This window comes from Sphingomonas sp. T1 (assembly GCF_902506585.1).
Lineage (GTDB): Bacteria > Pseudomonadota > Alphaproteobacteria > Sphingomonadales > Sphingomonadaceae > Sphingomonas > Sphingomonas aerolata.
The window spans coordinates 141769-168169 of the sequence record NZ_LR733875.1 but is presented as its reverse complement, the minus strand read 5'-3'; the positions used below and the strand labels follow the sequence as shown (position 1 = coordinate 168169).

The 26401-nt window shown below is 65.3% G+C and carries 19 protein-coding genes and 2 pseudogenes; 12 read left to right on the top strand and 9 right to left on the bottom strand.

Annotation, left to right across the window (positions count from 1 at the left end; translation table 11 throughout):
* Both GV027_RS00755 and GV027_RS00750 read right to left on the bottom strand, forming a co-directional pair.
* A complete protein-coding gene (locus tag GV027_RS00755) occupies positions 1-1623 on the bottom strand; it encodes a DUF5597 domain-containing protein (RefSeq protein WP_159512656.1) in 1623 nt (540 codons plus the stop codon).
* Positions 1624-1633: 10 nt separating this feature from the next.
* On the bottom strand, positions 1634-3844 hold the full coding sequence (locus tag GV027_RS00750) for a hypothetical protein (RefSeq protein WP_159510635.1): 2211 nt from the start codon (positions 3842-3844) through the stop codon (positions 1634-1636).
* 206 nt (positions 3845-4050) lie between these two features.
* On the opposite strand from GV027_RS00750, the gene GV027_RS00745 reads away from it, so the two are divergent.
* A complete protein-coding gene (locus tag GV027_RS00745) occupies positions 4051-4821 on the top strand; it encodes an SGNH/GDSL hydrolase family protein (RefSeq protein WP_236559295.1) in 771 nt (256 codons plus the stop codon).
* 179 nt (positions 4822-5000) lie between these two features.
* Here the strand turns inward: GV027_RS00745 and GV027_RS00740 are convergent, their stop codons facing one another.
* Complete coding sequence (locus tag GV027_RS00740) at positions 5001-5567, bottom strand: hypothetical protein (protein WP_159510633.1); 567 nt, start codon at positions 5565-5567, stop codon at positions 5001-5003.
* Positions 5568-6189: 622 nt separating this feature from the next.
* On the opposite strand from GV027_RS00740, the gene GV027_RS00735 reads away from it, so the two are divergent.
* A complete protein-coding gene (locus GV027_RS00735; RefSeq protein ID WP_159510632.1) occupies positions 6190-6570 on the top strand; it encodes a hypothetical protein in 381 nt (126 codons plus the stop codon).
* Between the two features lie 228 nt (positions 6571-6798).
* On the opposite strand, the gene GV027_RS00730 is transcribed toward GV027_RS00735, so the two are convergent.
* The gene (locus GV027_RS00730; protein WP_159510631.1) at positions 6799-7155 is read right to left on the bottom strand and encodes a winged helix-turn-helix transcriptional regulator; all 357 of its coding nucleotides are present in this window, start codon (positions 7153-7155) and stop codon (positions 6799-6801) included.
* 121 nt (positions 7156-7276) lie between these two features.
* On the opposite strand from GV027_RS00730, the gene GV027_RS00725 reads away from it, so the two are divergent.
* Complete coding sequence (locus GV027_RS00725; RefSeq protein ID WP_159510630.1) at positions 7277-7603, top strand: putative quinol monooxygenase; 327 nt, start codon at positions 7277-7279, stop codon at positions 7601-7603.
* A 491-nt stretch (positions 7604-8094) separates the two neighbouring features.
* Here GV027_RS00725 and GV027_RS00720 read toward each other — a convergent pair whose 3' ends face one another.
* Both GV027_RS00720 and GV027_RS00715 read right to left on the bottom strand, forming a co-directional pair.
* Positions 8095-10845 carry a TonB-dependent receptor gene (locus tag GV027_RS00720; protein ID WP_159510629.1) on the bottom strand — a complete coding sequence of 917 codons (2751 nt, stop codon included), beginning with the start codon at positions 10843-10845 and terminating at the stop codon, positions 8095-8097.
* Positions 10846-11677: 832 nt separating this feature from the next.
* A complete protein-coding gene (locus GV027_RS00715; protein WP_159510628.1) occupies positions 11678-13375 on the bottom strand; it encodes a methyl-accepting chemotaxis protein in 1698 nt (565 codons plus the stop codon).
* 91 nt (positions 13376-13466) lie between these two features.
* On the opposite strand from GV027_RS00715, the pseudogene GV027_RS21340 reads away from it, so the two are divergent.
* A pseudogene (locus GV027_RS21340) lies at positions 13467-13636 on the top strand (IS3 family transposase); the annotation flags it as partial.
* Here GV027_RS21340 and GV027_RS21640 read toward each other — a convergent pair.
* The 3 genes and pseudogenes from GV027_RS21640 to GV027_RS00700 form a co-directional block, all read right to left on the bottom strand.
* Complete coding sequence (locus GV027_RS21640) at positions 13618-13932, bottom strand: IS3 family transposase (RefSeq protein WP_159510627.1); 315 nt, start codon at positions 13930-13932, stop codon at positions 13618-13620. The pseudogene GV027_RS21340 and the gene GV027_RS21640 sit on opposite strands and share 19 nt — an antisense overlap.
* 38 nt (positions 13933-13970) lie before the next feature.
* Positions 13971-14192 carry a transposase gene (locus GV027_RS00705; protein ID WP_159510626.1) on the bottom strand — a complete coding sequence of 74 codons (222 nt, stop codon included), beginning with the start codon at positions 14190-14192 and terminating at the stop codon, positions 13971-13973.
* A 96-nt stretch (positions 14193-14288) separates the two neighbouring features.
* A pseudogene (locus GV027_RS00700) lies at positions 14289-14839 on the bottom strand (transposase); the annotation flags it as partial.
* Between the two features lie 391 nt (positions 14840-15230).
* On the opposite strand from GV027_RS00700, the gene GV027_RS00695 reads away from it, so the two are divergent.
* The 8 genes from GV027_RS00695 to GV027_RS00660 all read left to right on the top strand — a co-directional run bounded on the left by GV027_RS00695 (position 15231) and on the right by GV027_RS00660 (position 26046).
* Entirely contained in the window at positions 15231-15821 is a 591-nt protein-coding gene (locus tag GV027_RS00695) for an RNA polymerase sigma factor (RefSeq protein ID WP_236558981.1), read from the top strand.
* A gap of 9 nt (positions 15822-15830) precedes the next feature.
* The gene (locus GV027_RS00690) at positions 15831-16493 is read left to right on the top strand and encodes a zf-HC2 domain-containing protein (RefSeq protein ID WP_159510625.1); all 663 of its coding nucleotides are present in this window, start codon (positions 15831-15833) and stop codon (positions 16491-16493) included.
* A complete protein-coding gene (locus tag GV027_RS00685; protein WP_159510624.1) occupies positions 16490-17734 on the top strand; it encodes a S8 family peptidase in 1245 nt (414 codons plus the stop codon). Before GV027_RS00690 ends, GV027_RS00685 begins: the two co-directional genes overlap by 4 nt.
* A gap of 67 nt (positions 17735-17801) precedes the next feature.
* Positions 17802-18428 (top strand): TorF family putative porin, encoded by a 627-nt coding sequence (locus GV027_RS00680; RefSeq protein WP_236558980.1) that lies wholly within the window; start codon positions 17802-17804, stop codon positions 18426-18428.
* Positions 18429-18739: 311 nt separating this feature from the next.
* Positions 18740-20179 carry an efflux transporter outer membrane subunit gene (locus GV027_RS00675; RefSeq protein ID WP_159510622.1) on the top strand — a complete coding sequence of 480 codons (1440 nt, stop codon included), beginning with the start codon at positions 18740-18742 and terminating at the stop codon, positions 20177-20179.
* 7 nt (positions 20180-20186) lie between these two features.
* Positions 20187-21335 (top strand): HlyD family secretion protein, encoded by a 1149-nt coding sequence (locus GV027_RS00670; RefSeq protein ID WP_159510621.1) that lies wholly within the window; start codon positions 20187-20189, stop codon positions 21333-21335.
* On the top strand, positions 21332-23938 hold the full coding sequence (locus GV027_RS00665) for a cysteine peptidase family C39 domain-containing protein (protein ID WP_159510620.1): 2607 nt from the start codon (positions 21332-21334) through the stop codon (positions 23936-23938). Before GV027_RS00670 ends, GV027_RS00665 begins: the two co-directional genes overlap by 4 nt.
* Complete coding sequence (locus tag GV027_RS00660; RefSeq protein WP_159510619.1) at positions 23935-26046, top strand: ATP-binding cassette domain-containing protein; 2112 nt, start codon at positions 23935-23937, stop codon at positions 26044-26046. Before GV027_RS00665 ends, GV027_RS00660 begins: the two co-directional genes overlap by 4 nt.
* Positions 26047-26401: the final 355 nt, after the last annotated feature.

Here is a 26401-nt window from a genome sequence, read left to right as displayed (position 1 = left end):
TCAGCGATATGCGCCCATCGTGACGCGAAGCAGCACGGGCTCGATCAGGTTGATCCCGTAATCGGTCTGGTCGCCGTTCCAGATCCGGTCGCGCACCCAGACACCGTCCCGAAAATGCCCCTCCTCGACGCGCAGGACGAGGCCGTTTGCAGGGCCCCCCGATCGCGCGCCGAAGTTGAGACGGACATGGTCCCCGGCGACCAGGAAGACATCGGCGGACAAGTGCGCGATCGCCGCGCCGCCGACGGGCTCGTTGCCCCATGGCGCGGGCTCGGTCTTGATCCAGGTCCAGTCCTTCTGACCGAACTGCCATTCGCCCCAGGTCGCATTGATCGTCCAGTCGCCCATCACGGTAGACCGGGGCGTATTGTCGTCGGGTTTGAAAACGCCCCAGGTCGGACGCTCGAACGCGATCTTTGCCCACTCGCACACCATGCCGGCGAACAGGGCATAGGGTTTGGCGATCGCATCGAGCGTCGCCTCGTCCAGAGACCGCGCGCCGAGCGGATAGTTGACGTAGCCGGTATCATCCATCCCGAACGGCGCGTAGCCGATCGCGCCACGACCCAGCGCACCGTAGAAATAGCGCGCGAATTCGCGGGCATTGCCGATTTCGGGGACCATCAGCGCATTGTCGGAGCGCGCATATTTATCGAGATATTGCGCGACGTTCTCGCTCGCACGGTCATAGATGTCTGGCGCGGCGAAATCGATCGACGGCGCTGCCGCCTTCCAGATGTCGAGCACGTCCTGCTGCGGCCCGCCACTGGCGACGCCGGTCGGATCGGGCACGTTGGATGGTCCGGCGAGCGATGCGTTGACGTACATTGGGATCGGCTTGACGACCTTGCCCGCCGCGGCGATCTCGTCGACATATCGTGCCGTGTACCAGGTGTTGAAGGCACGGTCGGCCTGCGCCCCGAACAACGCGGTCCACGTTCCTGCGGGCTTGCCGAGCTTGCGCGTCAGCGCCGCGGGCACGGGCTTCGCGAACAGCACGTTCGCCGCCGGGCTATAGTCGCGCGGGACGCGGTAGCTGCCGACCTCGTTTTCGGGCTGGACGAGGATGACCGTATTCTGCGGATCATGCTCCTTAAGATAGCCGATCAGGCGTACAAAGGCGCGCTTGTCGGCCTCGAGCGTCGACCGGGCGAGCGGCGTATGGACGGAATGATCCTGCCCCGTCTTGTCTTTCATCCGGGGAAAGCGGCGATTGTCGAGCTTGACCCAGTCGGGCGTGTAGCCCGGCGCGGTATTCTTCCACGTTCCGAACCAGAGCAGGACGACCCGCTTGTCATGCGTGCGTGCCTCATCGAGCAGCGTCTGGACGAACGAGAAATCGAACTGCCCCTCGATCGGTTCGATCTGTTGCCAGGCAACGGGGACCTCGACGGTGTTCGCATGGATCCGCTCGAGCATCGGCCAGACCTTCGGCAGCGCGGAGGCATAGTTGCTCGAATTATTGACCTGCGCTCCGAGCATCAGGAAGGGCGCGCCGTCGACGATCAGCGCATGTCGGCCGTTCTTCGTCTCGACATGTGGCACCGGCGTCGCCTGTTGCGCATGTGCGGCGGTCACCAGCGCGGACAGCGTCCACGCAAGCAGTAGAGCCTGTCGTTTCATCGTCATCCCCTCAGCTCTTCTTGTTCCGGGCGACCGGATCGCCATAGACGACGCCGCGGCCGTCGGTGCCGATATAGACGCGGCCAAATATCCGCGGATCGCCGCTGATCACGCGGAAGCGCAGTCCCCACTGATGCCGGTCGTCGTTGATCCGCTGCCACGTCGTCGCGCCGTCGATCGATCGCCACACTCCATCCTGTCCGGCCTGCTGGCCGATCGCGTAGAGCGCCGGCCAGCGGGCGCCGGGCGCCGCCTTGCCCAGACCGAATTGCGCGACGTGCAACCCTGCCCCGACCCGCACCCAGTGCACGCCGCCATCGACCGAGCGATACAGGTCGCCGCCGAGATTGAGCCACAGCAGGCCCGCAGTGCCCGGCGTCGCGAGCAGCGGGCTCTGCGCCTCCCGGTTGCGGCCCTGCGCGCTCGAAAGGTCAGCGGGGAGGCCCTGTGCGGCGACGGGCATGAAATGCGCGCCGCCGTCCGTGCTGCGCAACACGCGGTTGTTCAGCGTGTCGACGACGTAGAACCGGGATGGGTCGACCTTGTCGGCGACCGGCCGCAGCCCCACCGGCAGACCCTGGATCCGGACCCAGGTCTGCCCGCGATCGCGGGTCAGGACTGGCTGTTCGGTCTCGACGATAAACGCCGCACCGTCTGCCGACACGATGATCGGCGCATCGCCGGTCCGTTCGGACGCGCCCCTGCCCGGCGTGACGAGCGGTTGCCAGCTCCGGGCCTCATCCTGCGACCAGGCCAGGCTCGCGCCCGCGACCTCGCGACTATGGCTGCTGCCACTGCGGACGACCACCGCCGGCGCCAGTCCCGCATAATCGAGCGTGTTCGTGTTGGTCAGATAGGGATTACGGTGGCTGTTGGGCGGTGAAACCGTCAGATCGTCGTGACGGAACCCCGCAATATCGCCGAACCCCGAGATCAACGGTGCGCCCCCCGTCGGGCTGATCAGCGTGATGATCGCGGTCTGTTCGATACCCCGTGTCCAGGGCTTCCACGGCACGGCACCGGGTCGGTCGAAAGCGCGTGTCTCGTACAGCGTCGCGCCGGTCACATAGGCGGCGTGGCCCGGGTCGAACGGATCGATCGCAAGCCCAGCGATCCAGTGCCCGAAATCCGCCGGGCCGTCGAACGCGAGGAACGGAGTCTGTGTCACATCGCGCGTGCTGCGCTGGTAGAGCTGGTCCCAATGTGCGCCCGCGTCGGTCGATCGCCACACGGTGTCGACGGGGCGATAGCGATTGACGGTACTGACGGCGATGACGCGCGGATCCTGCGCCGACACCGCCACGCCCATATAGCCTCCCGCCGGCGCATCCGGTCGTCTGTCGGGGGTCACGTCGGTCCAGACATTGGTCGCTGGATCGTACCGCCAGACGCCGCCCAGGGTGATCCCGTTCGGCCCGATCGCGTCGGAAAACGTCATCGTCAGGACGCCGTCCGCGCCGAGCGCGGCCTTCACCGCGCGCATGCTGTCATCCGGCCCTCCGGACAGGGTAAGCCACGACGCGCCACCGTCATCGGACCGGAACAGATGTGCGCCGGGGTCCGCCTGGCCGACGAAGATCCGCCCGCGATGCGCGCGATCGAACAGGACGAAACTCAGCCCGCCATGCGTTGCGCGGGGCTGTACCGGTTTGCCGAGCCCCCCAACCGGAAAGCTGTCGACCTTTCGCCAATGCGCACCCGAATCGTCGCTGCGCCACAGGCCGTCATGGCGTGACCCGAACAACAGCGTCGCCGGGCGATGCGGGTCGATCGCAAGCCGTTCGCCAAGGCCGCGGCCATCCTCGTTGCCGCCCATCGCAAACGGTACCGGCGTGATCCGCCACCGCGCGCCACGGTCGTCCGATCGCCAGATCGCCGCTTCGCCCCGCGCCGACATGCCCGCCGCGAGATACACGATATCCGCATTGACCGGATCCGCGGCAATGCTTTCGATTCCCATATAGCTGCTGACGGCATTGCCGTCCTGCAACGGCAGCCAGGCACGCGCGGCCGCATCCCAGCGATAGGCACCGCCCATGTCGGTACGCAGATAGGCAAGTCCACGCTCGACGGTGCTGAAGATGATGCCGGGCGCGAAGCCCCCGCCACCGACCCGGACGTTGCGCCACGCATAGGGCGCGCGAACCGGAGAGACCTCGGCGTGCGAGGCGGCGGGACGGGACGGCGCCGACAGGCCGAGCAGCGCGATCGCGCTCGTCAAGACCACCCTCTTCCCCACCAGTCCCGTCCCCTCTAGCCTCGCAACCGATAAGCTCCGATCGCGTAGCGCCGCTGTATTGCCTGATCCGATAGCGGTAACAAGGTTTGTATGATAAATTGCGGTAATTATATAATCGCGCCGGTCGAGGGCGCCGTAGGACACAGGAAAGGATCCACCGCATGGCGATGAAACACTGGCTCTTGCCAATGATACTTGTTGTGTTGCCGATCTCCGTCGTCGCGCAGACGAGTGACGCAGACACGCCCTATGCCAGCGATCCGGTGGGTATCGTCGCCGACCCCTGCCCGCAGCATCCGGCACCGGCCGATGCAGCCGGCTGGGCAGCGTGGAAACGGCATATGCTGACCCGCGACTTTGGCCAGTTGTGCCGTTACGCGGCGGATAATCGCGCGCTCGCCGGCAAGACGGTCCGCGTCGTGTTCATGGGCGATTCGATCACCGACAACTGGATCCATGCCGACGCGGCATTGTTCTCGAACGGCGTGGTCGATCGCGGGATCAGCGGGCAGACGACCCCGCAGATGCTCGTCCGGTTCCGCAGCGATGTCATCGCGCTCAAACCGCGGGCAGTCCACATCATGGCCGGGACCAACGACATCGCCGGCAACACCGGCGCCGCGACGATCGAGACTGTCGAAGGCAATATCCGGAGCATGGCCGAACTCGCGCGCGCGCGCGGGATCAAGGTGATCCTCGCCTCGGTTCCCCCCGCCGCCGCCTTTCCCTGGAGCCCCGACAAACGCCCGGTCCCGCAGATCGCCGCGCTCAACGACTGGCTGCGCGGCTATGCCAAAGCCAATGGCTTCACCTATGTCGATTATCACGCCGCACTTTCGACGCCGGCGGGGGCGATGAAGCCCGGCTACGCAACCGACGGCGTCCACCCGACCCCGCAGGGCTATGCCGTCATGCGCCCGCTCGCGACCGCGGCGATCGCCAAAGCGCTCGGCAGGTGACATTGGGAATTTCCGGTCCCAGCGCACACAACACGGCCTGAGGTTCACCGTGGTGAACCTCAGGTCGGTGGCGCCAAGTGCGCGTGTCATGATCAAGCAATGATGCGATACAGGGGCTTTCCATCCTCAGCGCCACTCCAGTGCTGGCACCAAATCAGGCGTCCGGGCTTTGGAACTGCTTACATCGGAATAACGCGCTGAGCCGTCGCGCTCGCGGTTTCGAGAAGCACTTCCACCGCTGCATCGCTGATACGCCTAGCCGTTTCGAGCGCGGCGGCTGGGGTAAACACAAAGTCCACGTCCGCAGGACCGCGTACATGGACGACGGGCCCTTCTGGGCTAGCATCGCTCGGCTCGTTGGCGGACGTCATACCTGGGCTTTCCGCGGGGTTGTTCGTCACCCAGCCCCTTGCCTGAACGATCGACGTAAAAATCCGTGTATTTGGGTCGGAAATGCGCCCGGCTTGCAGATCTGCAAATCCCAACGACGACACCACGGCGGTTCTATCCGCGTTGAGATGTCCAAGTCGCGCAACCATTGCGCGCAGCGCCTCGGTGACAAGAAGATCCCTGGGCACCGTGGCTCTGATTTCGATAATCAGCGATGTCGGCCGCCCCGAGACCAGAAGCCGTTTCAGCTCTTGCCGAAATGCCGGCTCAAACGTCGCCACCGTCGCAGCTGTCCAAACGCCTTTCTGGATGACCGTCAGAAGCGGTATCGCAGGCTCCAGATCGAAACGGAACATTAGTCACTCCCCCAGATAAGCGGGAGCACTCCAGCGTCTCTCAGCCAACGGGACACCGTTGATGGTAGCTTTCGTAGACTTAAGTTAGGAAACTCGCACCAACAATCTATATCCTTTGAGTCAGTTGCCCCCCAGCCGCCCCCGTTCCGCCTCATACGGCGGGAGAGCTTCCCGACTGGTCCGGTAATCCGAAGCGCACCCGGAAGGCCCGCAGCGGAAAGCCTGGATGCCCAGAGCCGCAATATTTCAAGGGAACAATTTTCACATGGCGAGAATCAATTTCGCGTTTCTTGCGTCAGCAATGTCCGGTTTAAATGAGCTCGTCTGACGGCGGCAAAAGCAAAAACTGGTCACTTTTTAGACCTTCTACTTTTCTGACAACCTTACGGACTAAGGACGCTAAACCGGGATATCGTTGATTGAAAAACATCAGCCTATAGATACTTATCGAACTCGCAGCTTAGATAACTCGCAAGGATATTTTATAGATCGGATTTAGCGCCTCGTTGATCAATTCCGATCAGGCGTGTCTGTTGTCGGGTCCATAAGCCGCGCCCTCGCTGGACCGGTACGCATCGGATGCATATATTCACCATGCGCCAGCTTCTGATCGGATGAAGCCATGGTCTTGTTGACCCTATCTCATCTCGTGAATGTTATCGTTGTGACGGTCATTCCAGCGTTGATCGCGCGCGACGTGCCCGCGATGACGGCGTGCTACGGCGCCGACAGTGCTGCACGGCGTATCCTTGCATGTCTTTACGCGACCATCGTAATGGCCAGCGCCATCGCGCTGGTCGGTCAGGCTTCGGGCAATACGACGCTGTCGATCGCCATCGCCGGCGTCTTGTTTCCGATGCAGATCGCCTACAAGCTGATGACCATACCGGCGGTCGGTTGGCGCAATCCGGTGGTAAAGAGCAACCTGGCCATCGCGCTGCTGCACACGGCAACCTTAGCTACGATTTGGCACGAGCGCTTCTTGGACGCGCGAGGAGAATAGCATTTCAAAAGGCAGCTACCAGGATCGTCGCCGGGCGCCTGACCGCAAACATGTCTGGCCATCAGCAGCTTCGCCTTTCTGTACGTTAGTCTGATGTTCGCCGAGGGAGGAAAGTGGAACGGCGGCTTTCGGGACGGCGGCCGGCAATAGCCGACATCGCGGCGATGCCTCTTCAAAAAAGATTCAATATTGAGAAAGCCTTAGCAACGAGGCGCGGTTAGCGGCTCTCTAGCTCGCCCTCGAAGTCATGATGGCCGAAGCGCAGGTGCGGTTCCTTATGCCCCACTCGCACAGGGGCAGCAGAGCCTCGATCAGCGTCATGCCGAACGGCGTGACGGTGTAATCGACCTTGGGCGGCACTTCGCCATAATCGTGACGAACCACTACGCCTGCCGAAGCGAGTTCACGCAATTGCTGGATCAGCACCTTTTCGCTGATGCCGGCAACCGCCCGCTTGAGATCGCCGAACCGCCTCGGACCCGAGCGGAGATGGTACAGGATCAGCGGCTTCCATTTGCCGCCCATGATGGCCAGCGCGACATCAAGGCCACAGTCACTTGCAGGGTCAGATCGGGGAACGTTCATCAAGCCTCTTTGGCACTTACCTTTAGGTAGGTTCTACCCGCGGTACCAGTGCCGGTCCATATCCCGGAAACGTGCGCGACGGGATCGATCATCTTTTCCGTCGCCACAATGGAGCTTGGACATGACCGACACCCCGACCATCCTGATCTATGCAACATATCGCATCCAGCTCAGCGACGTGGAGGCGTTCCGGGACATCGCTTCGCGCATGGCGAGCGCAGCCAGGCTGCGGGACGGCTGTGTATTTCTCGACGTTACGGAGGAAGTAGGTGCCGCCGGCACGTTCCGCCTGATTGAAGTCTGGCGAGATCAGGCGGCGTTGAACGCGCACCTCTCCACGCCCGATTTCAAAGCGGTATTCGAGGAAGCCGGGAAACTCAACATCATCGACCGTCAGGCGGACGCCTATTCGATTTCGGGCAGAGCGGCGCTTGATATGCCGTCCTGACCGGAAAGAGCGCGGCATCCGCGTGAACGTCGTCTCGTCCGGGAGGCACCGAAACACGTCTTATCCTGGACTATTCCGACGCAACGCCGGGAGCTGAAGAAGAGGTGATGATCAAGGGGTTCCACTCGGGCGCCTGGGGCGGCTTGAAGATGTCGCGAGTGAAGTCCTGTTCGTAGCGTCGAGCGAGAGCGGTTTCGTCGCGGGCCATGAGCTCTTCGTGGCTAGCGGGGGCGCGGCGGTCTTACCGGAATTCATCCTACTGAACGAATGTCCGCGCTCCGGAATGCGACTGCCCACCGGGGCAACCGTTTGTGGGCGTTGCGCACCATATCTTTGGTAGCGTGCGCGGAAAATCGGGGGGCTTGCCGCGGCGCGACCTCGGCTGGACGCACGAGGCCAGCACTGCGGCAAGGGTGCTACGCGAGACTTGGGGATGCTCCGCAACGAGATTACGCGACAGGCCCCGCCCCCACGGCGAGGCCTGCCGGGGATCAGAACTGCCCGCGGATACCCAGGCTGATACGGCTGCCCGAAGATTCGTAGATCGCCGGAAAGGACGGATCCATCGTATAGCCGGTGGTCTTCGCATTGCCGACGTTGATGCCCTGCAGCTCAACACGGACGTTGCGCGTCACTTGATAGCTGGCGGCGACGTCGAACTGGCCATAGGCATCGCGGTAGACCGGATACATGTTGCGCTCGATCCGCTCCACATAGGCACCCTTGCGGTTGTACGAGACGCGCAGCGACAGCGGTCCCTTGTCGTAGAAGACCGTGGCATTGTAGGTCTTGTCGGCAAGGCCGATCGGCGAGGTATCGATGCCGAGGTCGGACTGACCCGTCAGCGAACTGTCGAGGAAGGTGGCGTTGGCGTTGACGCCGAAGCCATCCGCCCAGTCCGCGACCATGCCGAACGGGATCACTGCGTTCACCTCGACGCCGCTGACTTTGTACGCGCCCTTGGCGTTGACGGGCTGGTAGACGTCGAAGTCATAGACGCCGTTGACCGTGCCGTTGGCGTTGTAGACCGTCACGCCGGGTACCTCACCGGTCAGCTGGCTCTGCACCACACCCTTGATCTTCTTCCAGAAATAGGACGCTGCCAGAATACCGCCGCGCGGGAGATATTGCTCGAGGCCGACTTCCCACTGATCGGCAAGCGTAGGCTTCAGGCCGGGATTGCCATCGGTGTACCGGAAATTGCCGATGCTCGCGATCCGCTTGTACGCCAGGTCGGTCAACGCCGGGCGGATCAGCGTCTTTGACGCAGCAGCGCGCAGAAACAGGCTGTCGGTCAGCTCGGCATGCGCGTTGAACGAGGGCAGGAATTTCTCATATTTGCCGTCGCTTGACACCGGCGCGGGGGTCAGGCCGATCGAGCCGCTCGGGTTCTGGACCTGCTGGAACCCTTCCGAATTGATCGTGGTGCGCAGATAGCGGCCACCCAGATTGACGAACAGCGGCACGGCCACGTCGAATTCGAAATCGACCATCGCATAGCCGGCGATCGTCTCTTCCTTGACCTTGTAATAGTTCGCATCGCTGAACGGCGTGACGAAACCGTCGGGCCGGAAGAAGTCGCGCGCATAGGCGTTCGAGACCTGCGCCCAGCTCAGGTCGCGTGCCTGGTAGTTCTTCCCTCCGACGATGTCGGTGACGGTCTCGAGCGGGCTGTCGCCCAGCTTGCGGGTGTTGACATAGGCGGTGCTGCCGCGGGTCGGACCCTGGATCTTCTCCTCGCCATATTGACGCTCGTTGGTCTTGTCGGTGTAGCGACCACCAAAATTGAAGCGCTTGAGCACCAACGATTCGAACTGATAGCTCAGATCGATCTGAGCGGCATATTTGTCGTCCTTGATCTGTTCGCGCGTGGTCTCATAGGCTTCGAACAGATACGAATTCGGCGCATCGTACATGTCGATCGTCTTCGGATTGCCGCTCTGAATCGTTTCGCCGCCATTCTCGGTATAGCGCGTGCGCGAGGGCGCGTAGGCGACGTGCTTCAGATTCGCATAGTCCAGCGTCTTCCTGACGCCGGAATAGCCACCCAGCGCATTGATCTTCCAATTGCCTGTCGTCCAGTTCATCTCCCCACCGAACTGACGATAGTCGGTCTCGTTGATATATTCCTTGCTCAGGAATTCGTGCTGCGTGTTGGTGTAGGAGACGTCGCGCAGCACGACGATGCCGCTATCGGCGAGCGTCTTGGCATCAAATTCGTGGATCGTCTCGAGCGTCGAATTGCTCGATGCCGAATAGCCGGCAGCGTCATATTCGTCCTCGGTCGTGTCGTATGATCCGAGAAAGGCGTCGAACGCCAGGCTGAAATCGTCACTCGGCTTGTACTGAACCGAGCCCGACAGCCCGAGCCGGTCCTGATCGTTCTGATAGACGCGGTCGCCGACCTTATCGAGGAAGACGATTCTGTTCTTGTTGGCTTCGGTGAACGTCACGCCAGCGTCGCGCTGCAATACCGCGATCGCCTGATTGCGATAGACGGTGTTGGCGCGATCGGTCCAGCGCGCGATCGGGCGGAAGTTGATACCCGAGTTGGAATCGGTGCGGTTTGTGCGCTGCTGCTTGGCGACCGAAACCAGCACGCCAAAATCGCCAAAGGTCTTGCTGGCGAGAAACGAGAAGTTGGGATCGATCTTTTCGGAGATCGAATTATACGCGCCATCAACGCTGCCGACCACGCGAAGCCCGGGGTTGTCGAACGGCCGCGCGGTACGGATCAGCACGGAGCCGGCGATGCCGCCCTCCTCGTCCGCCGCCACCGGCGACTTCTGCACGGTGACCGACTGGATCAGTTCGGACGCGAAGATGTCGAACTCGACGTCGCGGCCGCCCGAGCCCGAGGCGGTCGCCAGCTTGTTGATGGACACGAAGGTGAATTCGCTCGGCAAGCCGCGGACGTTGACGCGCGTGCCGAGGCCGCGTTCGCGTTCGATCGTCACGCCGGGCACGCGCTGCAGCGCTTCGGAGAGATTCTGCTCGGGGAAGTCCGCGATATCGGTGGCGATGATCGAGTCCGAAAAGCCGATCGTGTTGCGCTTCATGTCGATCGCTTCTTCGAGGCTGCGGCGATACCCCGAGACGAGGATCTCGTCGCCCGTATCGGCCTCCTGGCTGACGGGCGCCGCGACGGTTTGGGCAGCGGCCGGCGCCACGGACAGTGCTGCGGTCGCGGCTCCCAGGAGCAGGGACGCCATGCGGTCGACATGCTTCAAACTACGGATCATTGTTCGGTTTCCCCCGGTGCTGATATGCCAGTGACACCTCGCGAGGTGATCGCTGGACGTGCGACTTCGCGCCCCGAACGTGTGCGTTCGAGATTATGACAGATTTCATTTAATGGAACGGCAGTCCGCCGGCGGTGATACGTTGGCTCTAGCGCACGCGACGACTATTGATCGGGCAGACCAGACAATTCTTCATGCCGTCACGTTGCAGCAGAAAGCGTACGCGTCGCCCGACTTTATCGCTTACATCGGCTTGTCAAAATGACGAACGCCAGCAACCAGCCAAGATCTAAAACATCGCGCCCCCCAATTACCGCATCCGGCTCCAGGCTGAATGCGGTAAACTTGTGACGTGCATGTTACGATGCGGCATGACTTGATCGTCACGTCGATGGCTTTGGCATATATTCGGATCAGCACAGCCAATGGCTGGACGTGATTTTCGCGTCAGGGCCCGAAGCTCCGGAAAGCATTTCCATACCGCTAGGTGTTTGAAAACACCGCGCCTGTCATTCTGGTGCCATCAAACGCAGCTAGGGAAAGTGCTTGCAGTAGAGGGTATTCCCGATGTCCAGCGCTACCTCGCTCGTTCCCCATCAAATAGTCGATTGCATGTCGACGGGCCGGTCCCCGACCTCAGCGGACCTGGACAATGTCGCTGCGCGGATGTGGCGCGAAGGCGCGCGTGACCGTTCGGCATTCTCTTGGGGCGAGCTTTCGCCCACAGCTGCCGATCGCATCGTGGCAATGCGGGCCGCGGTCCTCGCGTTGGAGGGCAGCGGTCTACGCTGAACCGCGCCCGTGCGATGCTCCGGATCGACGACGCGTAGCCTCAAGTTGCGTGCAGCGTCTCGAAGAAGCGCAACAGGGCGGCGTCGATTGACGATGCACCGTTTTCGACCAACCGTGACTCCATGCGGACCTTGGCTGCCATCCCCGTCGTGCTTTGCGTCGCGACGGATACATGCGTCACCAGACGCCCGATCAGATCCAGGTCTGTCGCGGTTCCATCCACGTTCCGGCTGATGGCCTGGCCGCTCTGCGCCTGTTCGCCAATGCTCGACGCGAGATCATCGGTACCACGAGCCATGTCCTCGACCATTGCGCGGATATGTAGCAGACCAGCATAGGCTGCCGCGGTGCCGCGTTGCATACCAGCTATCTGCTCGGCAATTTCGCCCGTAGCGTCCGCGGTCTGCGCGGCCAGAGATTTCACGGCGTCGGCAACGACCGCAAACCCCTTTCCGGCCTCGCCGACACGGGCCGCCTCCATGGCGGCGTTCAACGCGAGGAGCTTGGTTCGTGCAGCAATGGTCCTGATGACTCCGACGATTGCACCAATTGCGCGGGCGTCATTCTGGACGTCCGTCATATCCTGTGCGAGCCGTGCCGCGCAGTCCGCAGCCTCTGCGCTGAGATCGGCAGACAGACGTGTACTCTGGCTGGACTGACTTATCGCGCCCATAAACTGGTTCGTTGCCGCGGCAATATCCGTTGCTCCGTCGATCGCTCGCCTGACGGCTACGCCGACACTACCAAGCTCGCGGGTCGCGTCGGTCGAATGATCCTCGAGTTCGCCCGATGTCGTGGACAATTGTCCGGCTGCTCCGCGAAGCTCGGCAAGCACGTTCGCTATCTCGCCTTCCAACGTGGTTGCGGCCTGTCGGACGATGCGGTCACGTTCCGCCTCGGCTGTCTGTGCCGTGCGCCGCGCATCTTCGATTTGACGTTCGCGCTGAACCTCTGCCAACCGCTGCCGGCCATTATCGGCTTCCAACCGTCCGCGCTCCACGACCGAGGCCCGAAAGACTTCGATCGCGCGTGACATCCGACCGATCTCATCGGTTCGTTCTGCGTGCGGCGTACGACCTTCTGCATTCCCTCCGGCGATCACCGCCAATGTATGTTCGATGTCCAGCAACGGGCGGACAATGGTCCGTTGGACGATCACCACCGTGCCGTATGCGGACAGTGCGAACAGGATGATGCCTGCCGCGACACTGATCGCGACTTCTTGCCTTTCCATATCATGGGCGGTGCGGAACAGACGCTCGACCTCGACTTCCTGAGACGCGATGAGGGTATCAGCGATCTTGGATGCCATCCGCTCGTTGGGACGGACGTCATCGCGAAAGACGGTCCAAGCCCGATCTTGGCGATTCCTCGTGGCGTTGTCAGCCATGATCGCCAACTGACGTAATACGATGATCTGACTGGCAATATATGGGCTCCGTGCGCTCAGCCCCGCGATGGGGTTTTTCACCAGCTGGGCAAGCTGCGTCCGCATCTGGATTGACCGTTTCGCGAATTTCCCATGGATGATCGCAAGTGCGCGAGGATCGCGATCGAGCAGCAGGTTCAGCGCGTCACGCTGCAACGAGCGACTGATCGACCGCACCTCGATCAGGTTGATCCGAACGGTCTGGCCGGCGTTCGCCGCATCGCGCGCCGTCTGAACACGCTCTCTGGTACCGTGCCCGATCAGGCCCAGCAGGCACACCAGCCCCAGCATGATGGCGACGGGTACCATCAGTCGTGCGACCATGCTCCGCGACCAGAGTCTTAACGTTCGATTTGTCATAGGCGGCCGCTACGGCGCGCATCTTAACTCTGTGTGACAGATGCTGAACAACGCAGGTCTGAAAGACCTGTTGTCAAAAAAGCGATGACACCTGCAGTCAAGCAGCAAGCAGTCGCGCATCTCCGGACGGTGCTGGGGATGAGCGAGCGGCGGGCGTATGCTGTCGTCGAAGCGGATCGCACGAGAATGCGCTATCGCTCGTGCCGGGGGATGAAGGCGACCGGCGGTCGCGTCCCAAGCGCGCGCTCGAGGCCGCTACGCTTGCGCACCGTCACCTGCTCGTCGCGATACAACCGATACACCTTCTTCAGGTTCATGCCTCTCCTCTCGCGCCTGAGCGGGGTCGCCAGCCGCCGGTAGCCGAACCAACGACGCTCGTTCGCGATCTCGCGCATCCGGACGCGGGCAGCATCGTCCTGCCCGCGAAGCGGCTCATAATGCCATGCCGACCGATTGACCCCGATAAGCCCGCAGGCACGCCCCTCGGAGAAACCGTGGTCAGCCATCAGCTCCTCCACTGCAGCGTAGCGCTTCGCAGACCGGATCAGTTTATTTCCAGCAGATCCTTCAGCCGACGGTTCTTGTCCTCGAGCGCCCGCAACCGCGCCGCGTCCGACACGGTCATCCCGCCGTGTTTCGCCTTCCAATTGTAGAACGTCGCATCACTAATCCCGTGCTTCCGGCACAACTCGGCGGTCTTCACGCCGGCCTCATACTCGCGCAGCACGCCAATGATCCAATCCCCGGCAAATCGGCCTCGCCGCATCACTCGTCTCCATCTGACGAGCAAATTTCCCAATGGCATGATTTTGGGGAGCAGATCCGACCTCGTCGCATTTTCCTAAAAACGGGGACAGCCGCGACGCTTTCCCGCGGTGTCGAGGATGCCGAGGTAGCGCTGGATGCTTGCGTCGACCTGATCCATCCGGGGCCGGATCGTGAGCGGCGTGAAGTTACGGTCGCGCGCATTCACCGCGCGAAAGCGGCTCCCGTCCACCGCGACCGTGCCGCGCGCGATGAGGCCGAGCTGCCGACACAACAGCACGAACCGGCGACAAGCCGCCTGGTTCGCAGCCCTTGTTCGCGTCGAAAGTCGGCGATGGTCTTGATATCCGGTGCGAGCTTGCCCGTCAGCCACATCAGCTCGACGTTGCGGCCCGCCTCGCGCTCCAGGCGTCGGCTCGACTGAACCTGATTCAGATAGCCGTAGACGTAAAGCTTGAGCAACGTCGCAGGATGATAGCCTGGCCGACCCGTCGCAGCGGCGCCGGCAAACCCCAGCGTCGCCAGATCCAGTTCGTCGACGAACACATCGACAATGCGCACGGTGCTGTCTTCCGCAACGTAATCGTCCACGCAGGTCGGTAGAAAAAGCTGCTCCCGGCGGTCACACCCCTCGATGAAACGACCCATCCGACGTCTCCAGATGACGCCGGCAAGCATAGCCTAACAAGACGTTTCTACGCAGCCTCGGTGGTAAGCGGGCGGTCGCTTTTGAGAGACTATCGTCGCAAGTGGACGTTCGTTCAGGCGGTCGGGTAAGGGGCCAACCGGCCGCTTTCTGGTCGGACGCGGACCGTCCTGATCCGGCACGAAGAGCAACGTTTCTGCCGCGTGTTCATGCTCGCGAGAGTGAGCGGAATTGGCTTATCGTCTCGCGCTGATTGCTGGCAAGGTGAACGAGGCATCGGCCCGTGTGAACGCTGAGGACCGCTCATCCAGGACTTGATCGTATCGCCATGCGAAGTTGCGATTGAACCATTTCCGGCCGGGCAGACACTAAGGGGCGAACAGGAGGACCGGAGTGACAGGGGTCGGGTCTGCGGCGCCGCGCGCCAAGGACGGGCACGGTATCGGCGAGGCCGCGCTGATCGATCGCATCCGTGCGCGCGATCGGCGGGCGTTCGAGATGCTCTATCGCGCGTGGGACGCCCGATTGTCACGCTTCCTCCTCAATTTGTTACGCCGCCCGCATCTCGTGGAGGAGGTGCGGAACGATACCATGATGGTCGTGTGGAACCGGATCGGAGGCTTTAATGGCGAGAGCCGGCTGTCGACGTGGATGTTCGGAATTGCCTATCGCCAGGGCCTTGCGGCGCTACGCAAGCTGGACGAGCCGGTCGATGACGACCGCTCGGAAGCACTCGCCAGCGACGCGGCGACACCCGAGGAGAACAGCCGGGCGGTCCGCGTGAAGCTGGCGCTGGCCGAAGCCATCGACGGTTTGTCCGTGTCGCACCGTGCCGTCGTCAACCTGACCTATTACCAGGACTTCAGCTACCGCGAGATTGCCGAAATCATGGATTGCCCCGTCGATACCGTGAAGACGCGGATGTTTCACGCCCGCCGCCACCTCAAGCAAAGCCTTCCCGGCGATCTGTCGGACTGGCTCTAGAACAGGACGATGACCCAAATCCTTCCCTTCCCCACCGACCGGCATGCCGAGGTGCACCTGCTGCTGCCCTGGTACGTCACCGGGCAGCTGGATGCCTTGGAGACCGCGTTCGTCGCCGAGCATCTCGCCGAGTGCGGTGCGTGCCGCGCGGATCTGGTGCAGGAGCGGCATCTGGCGGATGCGGTCGCGCGGGATACGGGGGAAACCGGCGATAGCTGGGCGGCGATGGCGGCGCGGCTCGACGCGACGAGCAGCGTGTCGGTCGCGACGGACGTGCCGCGACGCCGCACACGCGATCCGTTGCGCGCGGTACGTCGCGCCGTCATGCGCCCCCGGACGCTACGCTGGGTGGTCGCAGCGCAATTCGTCGCCGTGCTGGCGCTCGGCGCGCAGACGCTGACACAGCGATACGATGCGCGGCCGGGCGCGTATCATGTGCTGGGCGACGCGGGTGCAGCACGCAGCGGCAATGTGCTGGCGATGTTTCGGCCCGAGACGAGCGAGGCGGCGTTCCGTGGGGCGCTCCAAGCAAGCGGCGCGAGACTGGTCGACGGGCCGACCGCGTCCGGCGCCTATGTCCTCGCCGTACCGGGCAACGCGGCGCTTGCACGGCTGCGGCGCGACGCGGACGTGACGATGGCGGAACCGATCGAACAGGCGCCCGCGAAATGAGTCGCGCGCTTCTGCTCATCGCGCTCGCGATCACGGCCATCCCGTCGATGGCGACCGCGCAACGCCCGGCAGGCGCGACGGCCGCACCATCGGCGAGCCCCGATGCGATGGTGGATCGCCGCATCCTGGTGATGCTCAGGCTTGCCCCGGAGCACTATCGCCCGGGCACCGACTATGGCGGCGGCTACGGCGATCCGACGAGCGCACAGGCGCGACGCCGACTGGCGGCGCGGATCGCGCGCAAGGAAGGGTTGCGGCTGGAGACCGGCTGGCCGATGCCGATCCTTGGGATCGACTGCATGGTGATGATCGTCCCCGAAGGCCGATCACTCGAGGGAACCGCCGAGCGGATTTCGCACCTGTCAGGCGTCGCCTGGTCACAGCCGCTCCACCGCTACGCGACGCAGGGCCAGGCGCCGGCCTTTTACAATGATCGCCTGTTCCGTGCCCAGCCCGCGACGCGCGGCTGGCAGCTCTCGGCGCTCCACCGGATGGCGACCGGCAACGGCATCACGGTGGCGATCATCGACAGCGGGATCGATGCCGGCCACCCCGATCTCCGCGGGCAATTGATGATCAATCGTGATTTTGTCGCCGATGCCGCGACCGTGGGGGCGGAAACCCACGGGACCGGCGTCGCAGGGATCATCGGCGCGCGGGCGAACAACGCGATCGGAATCGCGGGTATTGCGCCTGGTGCGCGCCTCATGGGGCTGCGCGCATGCTGGCAACCCGGCGGCACCGCAGGAACGATCTGCGACACGCTGAGCCTCGCCAAGGCGCTGACCTTCGCGATCGAGCGCAAGGCGCGCGTCGTCAATCTCAGCCTGACAGGGCCGTTCGATCAGCTGCTCGCCCGGCTCGTCCAGGTCGGCATCGCGCGCGGCGTCGCGTTCGTCGCGGCGGTCGATCCGGAGACGGGCTCGGGCTTCCCGGCGGCGCTGCCCGGCGTTGTCGCGGTCGCAGACGATGGAGTGGCGGGAACGCGAACCGGGGTTTACATTGCCCCCGGGCGGGACGTGCCGACCACGGAGCCGGGCGGTCGATGGTATCTGGTCAGTGGAAATTCCTATGCGGCAGCACATGTCAGCGGGCTGATGGCGCTCATGCAGGAATTGCGCCCCGGCAAGACGGGCCAGTCTTTCGTGTCCGCGCGCAGCGGCGGCGGCGTCATTGATGCGTGCGACACGCTCCAACATTTGGCGCGATCCGGCAGCGCGCGCTGTTCCGTGCCGAATTAGGCGGCGGCACGCGCGCGGTCTGCACGGTCTTGCAATATGCTCGATCGGCCTCGTCCCCGTGCCTGCGATGGCGCAAACCGGGTTCGAGATTTCCGTCGCATCGGATGACCGCTTTCGCGGACAGACGGTCAGCGGCGACCGACCGATCGGCACCGCCACGCTGGCCTATGACGATGTCCGTGGGCTTTATGCCGGTATTTCGGCGACGGTCGTTGCGACGCGAGACAGCGTTGTCCGGCCGCACCGTTCGGTACAGTATGTCGGTTACGCCAGACGTCTCAACGGCGCGCTGACCTTCGATATCGGCATCACCAATCGGGTCTATAGCCGGTTCTTTACCGGCGATTATGCACGCCGTTTGACCGAAGCCTATGTCGGACTGATCGGGCGGCGCGTGCAGTCGCATCTCTACCTGACGCCCGATTATGACGGCCACGGCGGCGACGCGGCCTATGTCGACGTCAACGCGACACTGGTCGAGCACGGCCCCTGGTCCTTGGCGGGCCATGGCGGGGTCCTGACGCCACCGCGCGATCCCGGCAGGCCGCGGTTCATCGAGCTCGACTGGCGACTGGGTGTCGCGCGCCGGTTCGATAGGCTCGCCATCACCGTGCAATGGGCAGGCAATGGCCCAAACCATGACAGCGGACGCTGGCAGAGCGGCCTCATCCTCGGTGCGAGACGCAGTTTCTAAAAAAGTTCCAATGGTTTGAACCGTTTTTCGCGCGCGCGACACTAACGCATGTCACCGCCTGCAGCGGTGATGGGATGCGGTCGGAAAAACCTTCGAGCGACGCAAGAACGCCCATTTTCGACAGGATCCGACCCACCGAAACCCGCCGCGGAGTCTTGCTGCGCGGCATATCAGGAGAAGAAGCATGAAGATCCAGACCGATCTGCACGCCGGCAAACGCGGCGCCGATGATCCCGCCGGCCACATCCGTCGCGGTCGTGGCAGGGACGATCCCAAGCCGCACGCCTGACCCGCTGCGGTTGCGATCTCAGATGATCGTTTCCAGACGAGATGGCCGGACTTGTTCCGGCCATCTCCGCGTCCGGCCCGCAATCCCCCTTCTCGTCGCCAGCGTGCTCGGCATCGCGGCGGCCGCTGACGCAGCGGACGTGCCCCCGACCTATGCGGAGGCGCAGCGCGTCGCGAGCCCGCTGCCCTGGCGCACGGACTGGTGGACGATCTTCGGCTCGCCAGAGCTCGACGCGCTCGTCGCGCGGGGCAATATCGATAACGCGGACATCGCGATCATCGCGGCGCGGCTTTCGATCGCACGGGCCGCCGTCCGCACGATATCAGCCGAACGTCTGCCGCGGGTTGCCGCGATCGCCGGCGTCGCCGACCAGTCAGGCAATCTTGCCACCGCCAGCGGCGAAAACGGCCGTCTGTTCGAGCTTGGCCTCCGCGCGGCGTGGGAGCCCGACCTATTTGGCGGCGTTAGCAAGGCCGCGCGCGCGGCGCGGCTGGATGCGCGCGCCGCAGAGGCGACGTTGGCCGGTGCGCGGCTCGCGGTGCAGGCGGAGATCGCGCAGACCTATTTCGCGTTGCGCGCGCTCGATGGCGAGCGCGACGTCCTGGCCAGCGCGATCGACCGGGCGGCGCGGGCGCTGGCGATCGTTGTGGCGCAGGCCGCGCGCGGCAATGCCGCGGCGCGCGATGTCAATCGGCGACAGGTGGAACTTGCCATGCTGCGCGCCGACCTGCTCGCGCGCGACCGCGACCGCGCACTGACCCGGCATGCGCTGGCACTGCTGGTCGGTGCCGCAGCAATCCCCGACCGTCGCGCCGCGCCGGGACTTCTCACGGTTCCCACGATCCCGGCCGGACTGCCGAGCGAGATGCTGCTGCGACGGCCGGACGTCGCGGCGGTTGCGGATGCGGTGGAGGCGGCGCGGTTGCGGCATCGGGCCGCGAAGACCGCATGGTTTCCGGGCTTTGCGCTCACGGGCAATGGCGGGCAGGCCTCGCCGACGCTCGGCGAGCTCCTGTCCCAGACCGCGCAGACGTTCGGCTTCAACCTGATCCTTTCGCTGCCGATCTTCGACGGTGGCCGTACCGCCGCGCGCGTTCGCAGGGCGGCGGCCGAGGAGGAGCTGGCCCAGGCGCAGCAGCGCGACACTATCCTGCGCGCGTTTCGCGACGTGGAGGACCAGCTCGCCGCCACGGGCCTGCTTGCGGCGGAGGAAGCGGTGGCGCGCGAAGCGGCAGATGCGAGCCTTCGCGGCGAACAGCTGGCTGCCCGACGCCTCGGCCGCGGCTCGATCAGCCTGCTCGAGTCGCTCGACACGGCACGCGCGGATCTTGGCGCGCAAACCCGGCTGGTCCGGCTTCATCATGCGCGCGCGATCGCCACCGTAGGCCTTGTCCGCGCGCTCGGCGGTGGATGGCGGACGACGTCTTCGTCGCCATCCACCCTCGCTCCGGCGGGGCAGTGATCGCGGCATGGCCACACCATTCGCCCGGACGCATAACGCGCTGGCTCGCGAGACGCCGCGCCTCGCACTGCTCGCGCTTGCCGTCGCAACAGCCCTGCTCGCGGTCTGGCTGCTGTGGTTCACGCTGGCGTCGGTGACGCTGTACGAGGTGTCGACCAGTGCGCGGCTCGAGGTCGGCACTGCCCCGCGAGCCGTGTCGCCCGCGCAATCGGGGCGGATGATCGCGACGCGGCTCTCGATCGGGCGCCGCGTGACGGCCGGGGACGTGCTGGTCTCGCTCGATGCCGAACCCCAGCGGCTCCGGCTCGCAGAGGCGGAGCGGCGAATGCGCGACTATCCGCGACGTCTGGCGTCGCTCGACCGTGAGATGGCGCTGCTCGGAAATGCGGACAGCGCGGATCGATCGAGCGCAGCGGCGGCAACACGTGCGGCGCGCGCGCGCGCGACCGAAGCCGATGCAGCTTCGCGTCTCGCCGCGGATATCGCGCGACGTCACGTCGAGGATAGCGAGGCGGGTGGCGTGTCGCAGGCCGACGCCATCCGCGCCCGCGCCGATGCGCGCCGTGCCGCTGTTGCGCGCGATGCGCTCGCCGAGGACGCACGCCGCATCGCAACCGAAGCACAGTCCCGCAGCGGCCGGAACAGCGCGCACCGCGAGGAGCTCGAACGCATGCGCCTCGCCCTGGCCGACGACCAGGCATCGACCGCGGCGCTGGCCACGCAACTGCGTATCGAGATTGCCGGTCGCGTGGTTCGCGCGCCGGTGTCGGGGATCGTCGCGGATGTCCAGGCGGTCGCGCCAGGCGCGATCGTCGTGGCAGGTCAGCGGCTCGCGACGATCCTCCCGGCCGGCGACCTGATCGTTGTCGCGGCGTTCGATCCGGCCAACGGACTGGGCCGGATCCGTCCGGGACAGCGCGCCACGCTTCGTCTCGCGGGGTATCCCTGGACCGAATATGGCGTCGTGCCGGCACGGGTCGAGCGTGTCGCCGGCGAGCTGCGCGACGGCCGGATGCGGGTCGAGCTGTCCGCGGCACGCGGCGCCATCCGCGGCGTCGCGCTGGCGCACGGGCTTGCAGGGTCGGTCGAGGTCGCGGTCGAGCATGTCTCGCCCGCGCGGTTGCTGATGCGGACCGCAGGCGGGGCGCTGCGATGAGCAGTCCGCGGCGATGGCTCGCCCCCGAAGTCGTCCAGACATCGAGCATGGATTGCGGCCCGGCGGCACTCAAGTGCCTGCTCGAGGGGCATGGTATCCCTGTCAGCTACGGGCGGCTGCGCGAGGCGTGCCAGACCAGCGTCGACGGCACGTCGATCGACACTATCGAAGCCGTCGCCAACCATCTCGGCCTGGCGGCGGAGCAGGTGCTGGTTCCCGCCGACCATGTGATGCTCGCCAGCACAACGCTGCCCGCGATCGTCGTGGTTCGCCATGCCGATGAGGCGACGCATTTCGTCGTGCTGTGGCGGCGCGTTCGCGGCTGGGTGCAGGTGATGGACCCGGCAATCGGACGACGCTGGCTGCGCGAGGCGACGTTCCGCGCCGCGATCTACCGGCATGGCACGCGCGTCCCCGCGGCGGCCTGGCACGGATGGGCACGCTCGGCGGAGGCAGCGACGGCGTGGCGCGAACGCCTTGCCGCGATCGGCGTCGCGGTCGGACCGGCGGATCGGCTGCTCGCTACCGTCACTGCTGCGGACTGGCAGCACGCCGCCGCGATCGATGCAGCGATACGGCTGGTTACGGCGCTGGTCGACGCGTGCGCGCTGCCGCCCGGATCGGATGCCGCACGACTGATCGCGGCGCTCGCCGATCGTGCTGCGGCCGATCCGTTCACTGCGATCCCCGAAGCTTATTGGAGCGCGGTCCCCGCCGGGGACGACGCGGTGGTGCGCGGGGCGGTGCTGGTGACCATCGCAGGCAGGCATACCGCCGCCGCGCCCGCCGCCGATCTTCCGCCCGAACTCGCCGCCGCGCTCGCCGAGCCGCCCGCCACGCCGCTCAGGACCCTGGTTGCGATGCTGCGGGCCGACGGCCTGGTCGCGCCGGTAGCACTGATGTTCGCCACTGCGCTCGCGGCGGGCGCGCTGATGCTCGAGGCGCTGCTGTTCCGCGGACTGATCGACGTCGCGCAGCGGCTGCCGAGGGGGCTGGACCGGCTGACCGCTGGAATCGCGCTACTCGTGTTCATCGCGGTGCTGCTCACGATCGAACTGGCGACGGGATCGGCGGCGCTGCGGATGGGACGGGCGCTGGAAGTTCGGCTGCGGATAGCGCTACTCGCAAAGCTGCCGCGGCTGGCCGATCGCTATTTCCAAAGCCGCCCGATCAGCGACATGGCGGACCGGAGCCACAATATTCACGGGATCCGCAGTGTTCCCGGCATCGGTCTGCGCTTCGTCGAGACCGTGTTCGAACTTGCCCTGACCGCGCTTGCGATTGCGCTGATCGCCCCGGACAGCGGCCTTGCCGCAATTGGCGTCGCGCTGCTGACGATCGCGATGCCGCTCGCGATCCAGCCGGCGCTCAACGAACGCGACCTGCGTGTCCGCAATCACGCAGGCGCGCTCCATGGCTTCTATCTCGACGCGATCCTCGGCCTCGCTCCGATCCGCGCGCACGGCGCGCAGCGCGCGGTGGCGCGCCAGCACGAGGGTCTGCTGGTCGAATGGGCGCATGCGATGCGCAGGCTCGCGCGCACCGCAGTGACGGCGGACGGCGCACAGGCTTTGATCGGCACTATGGCGGCGGCGGCGCTGGTCGTGAGCCATCTGTCGCGCGGGCGCGGTGTCGGCGGTGCGGACCTGCTGCTGGTGTTCTGGGCGCTGAAGCTTCCGGGCCTGGGATCGCGGCTTGCCGGGCTCGCGCAAAGTTACCCGGGCCAGCGCAACGTCCTGCTCCGCCTCGTTGAGCCGCTCGATGCCCGGGAAGAGCCGATCGCCGGCCCAGTGCCAACCGGCGAGGGTCCTGCCGCGATCGCGTTCGACGCGGTCGATGTCGTCGCGGGCGGGCATCCGATTCTGACCGGGCTCAGCGTCCGCATCGCGCCAGGCGAGCATGTCGCGATCGTCGGCACCTCGGGGGCGGGCAAGTCGACGGTGCTGGGAGTCCTGCTCGGCTGGCATCTGCCCGCGGCAGGAACGGTTACCGTCGATGGGGCACCGCTCTGCGCGGTGGCGTTGCGCGCGACGACGGCCTGGGTCGATCCGGCGATCCAGCTGTGGAACCGCTCGCTGCTCGATAACCTGCTCTACGCGGCGACCGACGACGCGATCGGTCAGGTCGGGCCCGTGATGGCGGCGGCGCGGCTGCGCGGGATCGCCCGCGCGCTGCCCGAAGGACTGCAGACGATGCTCGGCGAAGGCGGCGGACTGCTGTCGGGCGGCGAGGGACAGCGCGTCCGGTTGGGGCGAGCGCTGATGGTCGCCGATCCCAGGCTGGTGCTGCTCGACGAGCCATTTCGCGGGCTCGATCGTGGTCAGCGCGAGACGCTGCTCGCCGAAGCACGCGTGTGGTGGGCCGAGACGACGCTGCTGTGCGTCACCCATGATCTCGCGGAAACGCAGGCGTTCGATCGGGTCCTCGTGATCGAGGACGGGCGGCTGATCGAGGACGGCGCGCCGGCGGTGTTGGCCGCGGCCCCGTCGCGCTACCGCGACCTGCTCGACGCGGAAACCGCGGTGCAGGATGCGCTGCGCAAGGGCACGGCGTGGCGGCAACTGACAATGGTCGATGGCCTGGTCGTGGAGCGCGCACGATGACCGATCTCGCCCCCAATTGGTGGCCGCTTGCCCGGCTCGGCGAAGCGATCGAGGCGCTGGCGCTGGATGCCGGGCTGATCCGCGACCCGCCGACCGATCCGCTGGTCGTCCCCGCCGCCTTCGCGCTTGAGGACGTGCCAAGGTGGACCGAATGGGCGGCGGCGCGGCTGGAAGTCGAGGCGGTCGACGTCGAGACACCGGCCTCCGCGATCGACGCCGTGCTGGCAAGCGGCGGGCCCGCGATCCTGCTGGATGACACGGCGGAAGGCCCGGGTTTCTTTGCGCTCGCCGGCCGGCGACGCGGCGGCGTGCTGCTGCTCGATCGGCAGGCGCACCGTCGCCGCGTACCGATCGCGACGCTGCGCGATCGCCTCGTCGAGCCGGTCGCCGCAGAACACCGGGCGGCGGTCGATGAGCTGCTCGATCGCGCGATGATCCAGCCACGCCGTCGTCCGCGCGCCGCGGCCGCGCTGCTCCACGAACGGCTGCAGGCCGAACGGATCGGCGGGATCAGCCTGCTCCGTGCGCCGGCCTCCGCACCGGTCTGGCGGCAGATGCGGCTGGACGGCAGCCTGCGCACGCTCGCGCTGATCGTTGCGGCGTTCGTCGCACTCTACGTGCTGGAGATCGCAGGGTGGCGGGTGATCGGTGAAGGCGTTCTGGCGGGCAAGGTTGATTCCGGCTGGCTGCTCGGCTGGATGGTGATCCTGCTCACCGCCGTCGTTGCGCAGACCGCGAGCGCGTGGTGCGAGGCGAGCCTTGCGGTCGACCTCGGACGGATCATGAAGGCGCGGCTGCTCGCCGGCGCGCTCGCGTTGCGACCCGACGCGATCAAGCGCAGCGGTGTCGGCCAGATGATCGGTCGCGTGATCGAGGCCCAGGCGCTCGAAGCGCTCACCTTCAACGGCGGTATCGGGGTGCTGCTCGCGGGGATCGAACTCGTCTTCACCGCATGGGTTCTCGCCCATGGCGCAGCGCCGGCCGCGCATCTGACCCTGCTGGTCGGCTGGGTCGTGCTGACCGGGTTGCTTGGCTGGCGGTATTTCGTGCGGATGCGTCAGTGGTCGGGGGAACGTCTGGACATGACCAACGCGCTTATCGAGGCGATGGTCGGACATCGGACCCGGTTGGCCCAGGACCGCGCTGCGCGCCGGGACGCGCAGGACGACGCGGTGGTGCAGCGCTATCTCACGACATCGGCGGCGATGGATGGCGCGAGCATCGTCGGCGTCACCGCGCTGCCATCGATCTGGCTGCTGGCGGGCATCGCCGCCCTCGTCCCGGCCTTCGCGGGACAGCCGGTGCCGTCGCCCGTGACGCTGGCGATAAGTCTGGGCGGGCTGCTTCTCGGCCAGCGCGCTTTCGGCGGGATCGCCGGCGGTTCGGCTGGACTTGCACGCGCCGCGATCGCTTGGTCGCGGGTGCGCGATCTTTTTGCCGCGGCGCGCGGCGGGGCGGTCACCGTGACCCGGCGAACCGACGGGATTGCGGACGAGGAGCGGCCGGTGATCGAGGCCGAGGGACTTATGTTTCGCTATCCCGGTGCCGATCGCCGAGTCGTCGATCGCGCCAACCTGACGATCAGGCACGGTGAGAAGATCCTGCTCGACGGCGCATCGGGCGGCGGAAAGTCCACGCTGGCAGCATTGCTGACCGGACTGGAGACGCCAACATCGGGGCTGCTGCTGCTCGACGGGCTCGACAAGGCGACGCGGGGCGACGCTTGGCACCGTCTGGCCGCCGCCGCGCCGCAGTTTCACGACAACCACATCCTGTCAGGATCGCTCGCCTTCAACCTGCTGATGGCGCGCCGCTGGCCGCCCACGTCCGCCGATCTCGCCGATGCGACAGAGTTATGCGAGGAGCTTGGTCTGGGGGATCTGCTGTCGCGGATGCCAGGCGGGATCGAGCAGCAGGTGGGCGAGACCGGCTGGCAGTTGTCGCATGGCGAGCGGAGCCGCATCTTCCTCGCGCGTGCGTTGCTGCAGCGTGCATCGCTCACGATTCTCGACGAGAGCTTCGCGTCGTTGGATCCGCAGCGTCTTGGTCAATGCCTCGCCGCAGCGATCGGCCGGTCGCAGGCCTTGGTCGTCATCACGCATCGATGATCGCGCATATTCGACTATGCCAGCGTCGCGCTCAGCGCGTCGATCGGAGCCTCAGGGTATCGTCAGACTTGTACAGACCCCTGCGGAAGCCAGACTTTTACAAGCCGCTTGGGAGTGACCCGTCTGTGGTTCTAGGCACCTGGTGCCTTAGATGCCTTTCGAAAAATTGGTATCCAGGTCGTTGGTACGCATATCGGTCAATGCTCGCTTACTTCGTCCGGTAGACTGGCCAACACGCTCCGACTGCTCTTTTCCCATGAGATCGACCCTACGCTGAAGCGCGGGAGGCGTGACTGGCCGAGAAGATCGCAACGCGTCGCGGCTTGCCTTTGCGTAAACTACGTAAATCTAGCCC

What these genes read in the sequence shown, in the direction of transcription:
- GV027_RS00740 (WP_159510633.1), bottom strand. Translation starts at nt 5,567, where the DNA reads ATGTTCCGTTTCGATCTGGAGCCTGCGATACCGCTTCTGACGGTCATC.
- GV027_RS00755 (WP_159512656.1), bottom strand. Translation starts at nt 1,623, where the DNA reads ATGAAACGACAGGCTCTACTGCTTGCGTGGACGCTGTCCGCGCTGGTG.
- GV027_RS00660 (WP_159510619.1), top strand. Translation starts at nt 23,935, where the DNA reads ATGACCGATCTCGCCCCCAATTGGTGGCCGCTTGCCCGGCTCGGCGAA.
- GV027_RS00680 (WP_236558980.1), top strand. Translation starts at nt 17,802, where the DNA reads ATGGCGCAAACCGGGTTCGAGATTTCCGTCGCATCGGATGACCGCTTT.
- GV027_RS00730 (WP_159510631.1), bottom strand. Translation starts at nt 7,155, where the DNA reads ATGAACGTTCCCCGATCTGACCCTGCAAGTGACTGTGGCCTTGATGTC.
- GV027_RS00725 (WP_159510630.1), top strand. Translation starts at nt 7,277, where the DNA reads ATGACCGACACCCCGACCATCCTGATCTATGCAACATATCGCATCCAG.
- GV027_RS00720 (WP_159510629.1), bottom strand. Translation starts at nt 10,845, where the DNA reads ATGATCCGTAGTTTGAAGCATGTCGACCGCATGGCGTCCCTGCTCCTG.
- GV027_RS00675 (WP_159510622.1), top strand. Translation starts at nt 18,740, where the DNA reads ATGATCGTTTCCAGACGAGATGGCCGGACTTGTTCCGGCCATCTCCGC.
- GV027_RS00690 (WP_159510625.1), top strand. Translation starts at nt 15,831, where the DNA reads ATGACCCAAATCCTTCCCTTCCCCACCGACCGGCATGCCGAGGTGCAC.
- GV027_RS21640 (WP_159510627.1), bottom strand. Translation starts at nt 13,932, where the DNA reads ATGGCTGACCACGGTTTCTCCGAGGGGCGTGCCTGCGGGCTTATCGGG.
- GV027_RS00735 (WP_159510632.1), top strand. Translation starts at nt 6,190, where the DNA reads ATGGTCTTGTTGACCCTATCTCATCTCGTGAATGTTATCGTTGTGACG.
- GV027_RS00745 (WP_236559295.1), top strand. Translation starts at nt 4,051, where the DNA reads ATGATACTTGTTGTGTTGCCGATCTCCGTCGTCGCGCAGACGAGTGAC.
- GV027_RS00705 (WP_159510626.1), bottom strand. Translation starts at nt 14,192, where the DNA reads ATGCGGCGAGGCCGATTTGCCGGGGATTGGATCATTGGCGTGCTGCGC.
- GV027_RS00685 (WP_159510624.1), top strand. Translation starts at nt 16,490, where the DNA reads ATGAGTCGCGCGCTTCTGCTCATCGCGCTCGCGATCACGGCCATCCCG.
- GV027_RS00665 (WP_159510620.1), top strand. Translation starts at nt 21,332, where the DNA reads ATGAGCAGTCCGCGGCGATGGCTCGCCCCCGAAGTCGTCCAGACATCG.
- GV027_RS00670 (WP_159510621.1), top strand. Translation starts at nt 20,187, where the DNA reads ATGGCCACACCATTCGCCCGGACGCATAACGCGCTGGCTCGCGAGACG.
- GV027_RS00715 (WP_159510628.1), bottom strand. Translation starts at nt 13,375, where the DNA reads ATGGTACCCGTCGCCATCATGCTGGGGCTGGTGTGCCTGCTGGGCCTG.